The sequence below is a fragment of the Clavibacter sp. MX14-G9D genome (assembly GCF_032917815.1).
GTDB lineage: Bacteria > Actinomycetota > Actinomycetes > Actinomycetales > Microbacteriaceae > Clavibacter > Clavibacter michiganensis_K.
Genome location: NZ_JAVCVL010000182.1, coordinates 1 through 5,609, shown reverse-complemented (window position 1 = coordinate 5,609; position 5,609 = coordinate 1). Strand labels below are relative to the sequence as shown.

Genomic DNA, 5,609 nt, shown 5'->3' with positions numbered 1-5,609 from the left:
CGTGCTCGGCGCGGTCTGCGGGGCGGCGCTCGCCCCCGTCGAGGCCGAGGGGCTCGACTGGTTCGCCGGCATGCACGCGGGCGGCGAGCGGGAGCTGCGCGCCGCGCTCGCCGGCCGGGAGGAGCTGGAGGCCGCGCTCGCCGCCTCCGAGTTCGACCCGGCGATGTTCACCGACGGCGACCTGCGCGCGCTCCAGACGGACTGGGCATGGCTGGACGGGGTCGCGGCCCGCGGCTTCGACGCGGGACCCGGCGGCATGGTCGACGACGACCTCGCGCTCGTCGCCGACTGGGGCGTCGACCTCGCGGACGTCACCGCGCCGGTCATCCTGCTGCACGGCGACGCCGACCGGATCGCGCCGGTCGCCCACGCGCGCTGGCTCGCGGACCGGGTGCCCGGCGCGGAGCTCGTCGTGCGGCCGGGCGACGGCCACATCTCGGTGCTGCACGGCGCCGCCGACGGGCTCGCGCGGCTACGCGAGCGGATCGCCGCGGCCGGCTAGCCCGGAGACGGCACTCGCCGACCCGGACGGATCCGGATCGGCGAGGGCGGTGCGGCGTCGGGCGCCGCGGTCGTGCCGGGTCAGTGCCCGCGCGACACCCGCCGCGGCAGGGCGAACACGAGCGCGAAGGCGACGACCGCGAAGATCGCGCTGACGCCCATGGCCGAGGCGGACGCGTCGGTGAAGGCCTGCGGCACCATCTGCGGTCCGCGGATCCCGGCCCCGGCGACGCCCGCGAACAGCACGCTGCCGATGACGGCGATGCCGACCGCGGAGCCGACGCGCTGCACGGTGCCGATCACGCCGGAGGCCGCGCCCGCCTCGGCGGGGTCGACGGTCGCGACGATGAACTGCGCGTTCGGGGCGATGAACAGGCCGTTGCCGACGCCCGCGAGCAGCAGCGGGACGAGGAGCATCCAGCTGGTGAGGTCGGCGGCGGCCGTGTTCAGGAGAACGAGCCACAGCCAGATGAGCCCGACGCTCACGAGCGCCGTCCCGATCACGAGCACGTTCCGCCCGAGGCGGTTCGTGAGGCGGTTGCTCTGCGAGGAGCCGACGATGCTGCCGATCGCGAACGGGATGGAGACGAGGCCCGAGGCGAGGGCGGTGTTGCCGAGACCCGACTGCCAGAGGATCGAGATGGTGAAGAAGATGCTCGTGAAGGCCGCGAAGTAGACCATCGCGAGGATCACGCCGCCCGTGAACGCGGGGTGCGTGAACAGGTGCGGCGGCACGAGGACGCTCTTCGCGCGCTTCGTCTGCGCGACCTCCCACACGCCGAAGAGGGCGAGGAGCACTACGCCGCCCGCGAGGGAGAGGTAGGTCCAGAGCGGCCAGCCCTGGTCCTGGCCGTCGATCAGCGGCACGAGCAGTGCCACCAGGCCGGCGCTCACGAGCAGGATGCCGACGATGTCGACGCCCGTGGCCGCGGGCTGGGCGGGGGCCGGGGCGCCGCCCGCCGGCGCGCCGGACCGCTGGCCTGCCTGGGCGCGCACGTCGCCCGCGACCTCCTCCGCCACGCGGCGGCTGGGGAGCAGGAAGACCGCGGCGACGACGGTGGCGAGGCCGACGGGCAGGTTCACGAAGAAGACCAGGCGCCAGCCCGACTCCTCCCCCGCCGCCTGGATGATGAGGCCGCCCACGATCGGGCCGAGCGCCGACGAGACGCCGATGACGGCGCCCATGATGGCGAACGCCTTGCCGCGCACCTGCGGCGGGAACAGCAGCTGGATGAACGCGGTCACCGCCGGCACGAACAGGCCCCCGGCGAGTCCCTGCACCACGCGGGAGATCACGAGCTGGAGGTCGTCCTGCGCCACGCCGCACGCGAGGCTCGCGAGCGTGAACAGCGCGATGCCGGTCACGAACACCCACTTGTGCCCGAAGCGGTCGCCGAGGCGTCCCGCGGGGATGAGCGCCAGGCCGAACGCGAGCGCGTAGCCGGAGATGATCCAGCTCAGCGTCGACTCGGAGGCGTCGAGGCTCGTGCGGATCGTGGGCAGCGCCACGTTCACGATGGTGGTGTCGAGCAGCGCGATGAACATGCCGGCGAGCAGCACGATGAGCGCCTGCCAGGCGCGACGCGAGACGACGGGGGCGGCGGGGCGTCCGGAGCCGGGCGCGGCGGACGGCTCGGCGCCGCCCGACGCCGGGCGGGCGGATGCGGTGGTGTCGGACATGGGGGTCCTTTCGTGCCGAGGCGGGCGTCGGCGGTGGTGACGGTGCGGGCGGATCCGGCCGGCGAGCGCAGGGGCGGGCCACGAGGGCGCGGGACGGGTCGGGCGCCTCGGGGCGGGCGGGCGGCACGCGGGGGAGGGATCCGCGACGGGGCGGGGGAGACGGACGAGCGGATGCGCCCGGGCCGCCAGTCTGCCACCGGTTGACCCATGCGGCCTATCCCGGTGTCCCCCCTCAGCGTCCCGTCACGTGGCAGGCGGCCGCATCGCCGGATCGGCGGCCCGCGCGCGGGTGGGAGCAGCGCCCCACTATCGCGCTGGCTATGGCGCTCGACGCGGATCCGGCCTAAGGTCCGACCAGTCCCGAGTTGTTACCCGATGCTGGGGGCGTCGTGCCACGACACCGGAGCGCAACAGCCGGGGACGTGGTCGCGAACACAGCAGCCGACGGACCCGAGCCGACGGATGTGAGCTGGGCCCGGTAGGCGATCGCGAGCACGCCGGGCTCGGACTCGGTGGCCTGTCCCGCAACGCCTCACGTGAACGTGCCTGATCACTGCCGCACGACGATCGAGAAGACGTCCATGCCCGACGCACCGCATCCCCCGAGACCGCGCTTCCTCCGCCGGGAGGACATCGAGCTCCTCATCGCGGTCGCCTGGAACGAGGAGGGCGGCCGTCGCGGCCTGCGCCCGTTGGCATGGCGGCTCGGCGACGCGGACTTCGTGCACTTCATCGGCTCGGCCGACGCGTACACGCACGACAGCCGGCAGGAGATCATCGAGGACTGGATCGCCGAGCTCGGCCTGGCCGACTCGATCGACCCCCTCGAGCCGCCCCTCGACCGGCGCGGGGCCGACATGGTCTGGACCGGGAGCATCGGCGCCATCGGGATGCAGTTCCGCTACCCCGCACCCGATCCCGCGACGGGCTGACGCGCTGCCGCCGGCCCCGTTCCGTCATCCGACGGATGCGGCGCGCCGGACCGCGTCGATACCGTGGACGGATGAGCGCCGCATCCGCCCCCGACAGCGTCGACCGCTTCTGGGTCCGCCCGCGCCCGGACCGCGCCGGCCTCCGCTTCGACATGCTGCTCGCCCTCGTGATGCTCGTGTGCACCACGGGGAGCTGCATGCTCTACTACGCGATCGGCATGTACCCGTCGCGGCCGCCGCTGTGGGTCATCGGAGCATGGATCCTGCTCATGACCGGCTCGCTCGCCTTCCGCCGCCTGCAGCCCGAGATCGTGACGCTGGTGGTCGGCGCGACCTTCATCGTCGGCGCGTACCAGTTCGTGCCCGAGGTGCTCTTCTCCAACATCGCGATGTTCATCGCCATGTACTCGCTCGGCGCCTGGGGGCGGAACCGCCTCCGGGCGAACGTCGTGCGCGGCATCGTCGTGGTCGGGATGTTCGCGTGGCTCTTCGCGGCGCTGCTGCAGACGTCCGGGTACTTCTCGCTCGCGGGGTCGAGCTTCGAGTCCGCGCCCGACGACGCGTGGGTGCCCGCGCCGGTCGCGGCCGGGCTGGTCTCGATCGTCACGAACCTCCTCTACTTCGGCGGCGCCTGGTACTTCGGCGACCGCGCGTGGGCCTCCGCCCGCGACCGGTGCGCGCTCGAGACGCGCACCGAGGAGCTGGCCCGCGAGCGGGAGCGCGTCGCCGAGCAGGCCGTCACGCTCGAGCGGGTGCGCATCGCCCGCGAGCTGCACGACGTGGTCGCGCACCACGTCTCCGTGATGGGCGTGCACGCGGGCGCCGCGCGACGCGTGCTCGCGCGCGACGCCGACAAGGCCGCCGCGTCGCTCGGCATCGTCGAGGACAACGCGCGCAGCGCCATCGAGGAGCTGCACCGGATGCTCGTCGCGCTCCGGCAGGAGGAGGACGGCACGGGATCCTCCGGGGACGGCGGCGCGGGCGGCGACGCGAGCCGCACCGCCTCCACGCGCGGCGTCGACCAGCTGCACGAGCTCGTCGCGGACGCGTGCGGCGCCGGCCTGCAGGTCGCCTGCGACACCATCGGCACCCCGCGGCCGCTCGCCCCGACCGTCGACCTCATCGTCTACCGGGTCGCGCAGGAGTCGCTCACGAACGTGCGGAAGCACGCGGGCACGGGGGCGCGCGTGGACCTGCGCCTGCGGTACCTCGCCGACCGCGTGGAGGTGGAGGTGAGCGACGCGGGGCCCGCGGGCGCCGCGACGTCCAGCGCCGCCGCGCCGGCCCGGACGGGCCCGGGCGGGCTGGGGCAGCGCGGCATGCGGGAGCGCGTGGCCGCGGTGGGTGGATCCATCGAGATCGGCCCGAAGGCCCGCGGCGGCTACCTCGTGCGCGCCAGCCTGCCGACGCGGCCCGCATCCGCGGCGGCGAGCCCCGCACCCGCACCCGCACCCGTCCCCGTCCCCGTCCCCGAGGAGAGCCGCGCATGACCGCCGACCCGATCGCGCCCGCCCCCGTCCGCGTCCTGCTCGTCGACGACCAGGCGCTCGTGCGCGCGGGCTTCCGCGTGATCCTGGAGAGCGAGGACGGCATCGAGGTGGTCGGCGAGGCGGCCGACGGCGAGGAGGGCGTGCGCCGCGCCGCGGAGCTCCGTCCGGACGTCATCTGCATGGACGTGCAGATGCCCCGCGTCGACGGCCTCGAGGCCACGCGCCGCATCGTGCAGGACCCGGCGATCACCGCCGGGGTCCTCATGCTCACCACCTTCGACCGCGAGGACTACCTCTTCACCGCGCTCGACGCGGGCGCGAGCGGGTTCGTGCTGAAGAGCGCGTCGCCGGAGTCGCTCGTGGAGGCGGTGCACGTCATCGCGCGCGGCGACGCGCTGCTGTCCCCCGACGTCACGCGCCGGGTCATCGAGCGGTTCGCCCGCGGATCGGCGGCACCCCACGAGGACGCCGCGCCCGCCGCCGCGCCCACGATCCCCACCGACCCGCGCGTGGCGACCCTCACGGACCGCGAGCTGGAGGTGCTCCGACTGCTCGCGGAGGGCCTCGCCAACGCGGAGATCGCCGTACGGCTGTACCTCGGGGAGGCCACCGTGAAGACGCACGTCTCGCGCCTCCTGCTCAAGCTCGGCGTGCGGGACCGCGTGCAGGCCGTCGTGTTCGCCTACGAGCGCGGCATCGTGGTGCCGGGCGCGAGCTGATGGACGCCTCCGCCGTCATCATCGCCGCGGTCATCGTCGTGATCCTCGGCCTCGGCGTGCTGCCCCTCCGCGGGCGCGGCGCGCGCTCCGGCTCCGGTTCCCCCAGGTCGACCGGCCGGTCCCGACGTCCCGCGACCGCCGACGGCGGCGGGGCCGCGGCCGTCTCGACCTCCGACGGGTCCCCGTCCGGGGACGGCGACCGCGACGGACGCCCCGCCGATCCTGCGACGGACCTCGGGCCGTCGGACGGCGGGTCGACGGACGGCGGATCCAGCGGCGCCGGGTCG

5 protein-coding genes and 1 pseudogene are annotated in these 5,609 nt (G+C 74.9%); 5 read left to right on the top strand and 1 reads right to left on the bottom strand.

Translation table 11 applies throughout. From position 1 onward, the window contains the following. Positions 1 to 502: alpha/beta hydrolase (locus Q6969_RS12550; protein ID WP_317230730.1), on the top strand; the 502-nt coding region annotated here is incomplete at its 5' end. Positions 503 to 582: 80 nt separating this feature from the next. Here Q6969_RS12550 and Q6969_RS12545 read toward each other — a convergent pair. Next, positions 583 to 2,181 (bottom strand): MFS transporter, encoded by a 1,599-nt coding sequence (locus tag Q6969_RS12545; protein WP_317230729.1) that lies wholly within the window; start codon positions 2,179 to 2,181, stop codon positions 583 to 585. Between the two features lie 581 nt (positions 2,182 to 2,762). Here Q6969_RS12545 and Q6969_RS12540 point away from each other — a divergent pair. The 4 genes and pseudogenes from Q6969_RS12540 to Q6969_RS12525 all read left to right on the top strand — a co-directional run. Then, positions 2,763 to 3,113 carry a hypothetical protein gene (locus Q6969_RS12540; RefSeq protein ID WP_317230728.1) on the top strand — a complete coding sequence of 117 codons (351 nt, stop codon included), beginning with the start codon at positions 2,763 to 2,765 and terminating at the stop codon, positions 3,111 to 3,113. Positions 3,114 to 3,184: 71 nt separating this feature from the next. Then, on the top strand, positions 3,185 to 4,603 hold the full coding sequence (locus Q6969_RS12535; RefSeq protein ID WP_317230727.1) for a sensor histidine kinase: 1,419 nt from the start codon (positions 3,185 to 3,187) through the stop codon (positions 4,601 to 4,603). After that, complete coding sequence (locus Q6969_RS12530) at positions 4,600 to 5,322, top strand: response regulator transcription factor (RefSeq protein ID WP_317230726.1); 723 nt, start codon at positions 4,600 to 4,602, stop codon at positions 5,320 to 5,322. Before Q6969_RS12535 ends, Q6969_RS12530 begins: the two co-directional genes overlap by 4 nt. Continuing rightward, positions 5,322 to 5,609: pseudogene (locus tag Q6969_RS12525) on the top strand (hypothetical protein); the annotation flags it as partial. The gene Q6969_RS12530 and the pseudogene Q6969_RS12525, both read left to right, overlap by 1 nt.

Bases quoted from the DNA above. Each gene is read 5' to 3' on its own strand.
- Q6969_RS12545 (WP_317230729.1), bottom strand. From the start codon at position 2,181: ATGTCCGACACCACCGCATCCGCCCGCCCGGCGTCGGGCGGCGCCGAG.
- Q6969_RS12535 (WP_317230727.1), top strand. From the start codon at position 3,185: ATGAGCGCCGCATCCGCCCCCGACAGCGTCGACCGCTTCTGGGTCCGC.
- Q6969_RS12530 (WP_317230726.1), top strand. From the start codon at position 4,600: ATGACCGCCGACCCGATCGCGCCCGCCCCCGTCCGCGTCCTGCTCGTC.
- Q6969_RS12540 (WP_317230728.1), top strand. From the start codon at position 2,763: ATGCCCGACGCACCGCATCCCCCGAGACCGCGCTTCCTCCGCCGGGAG.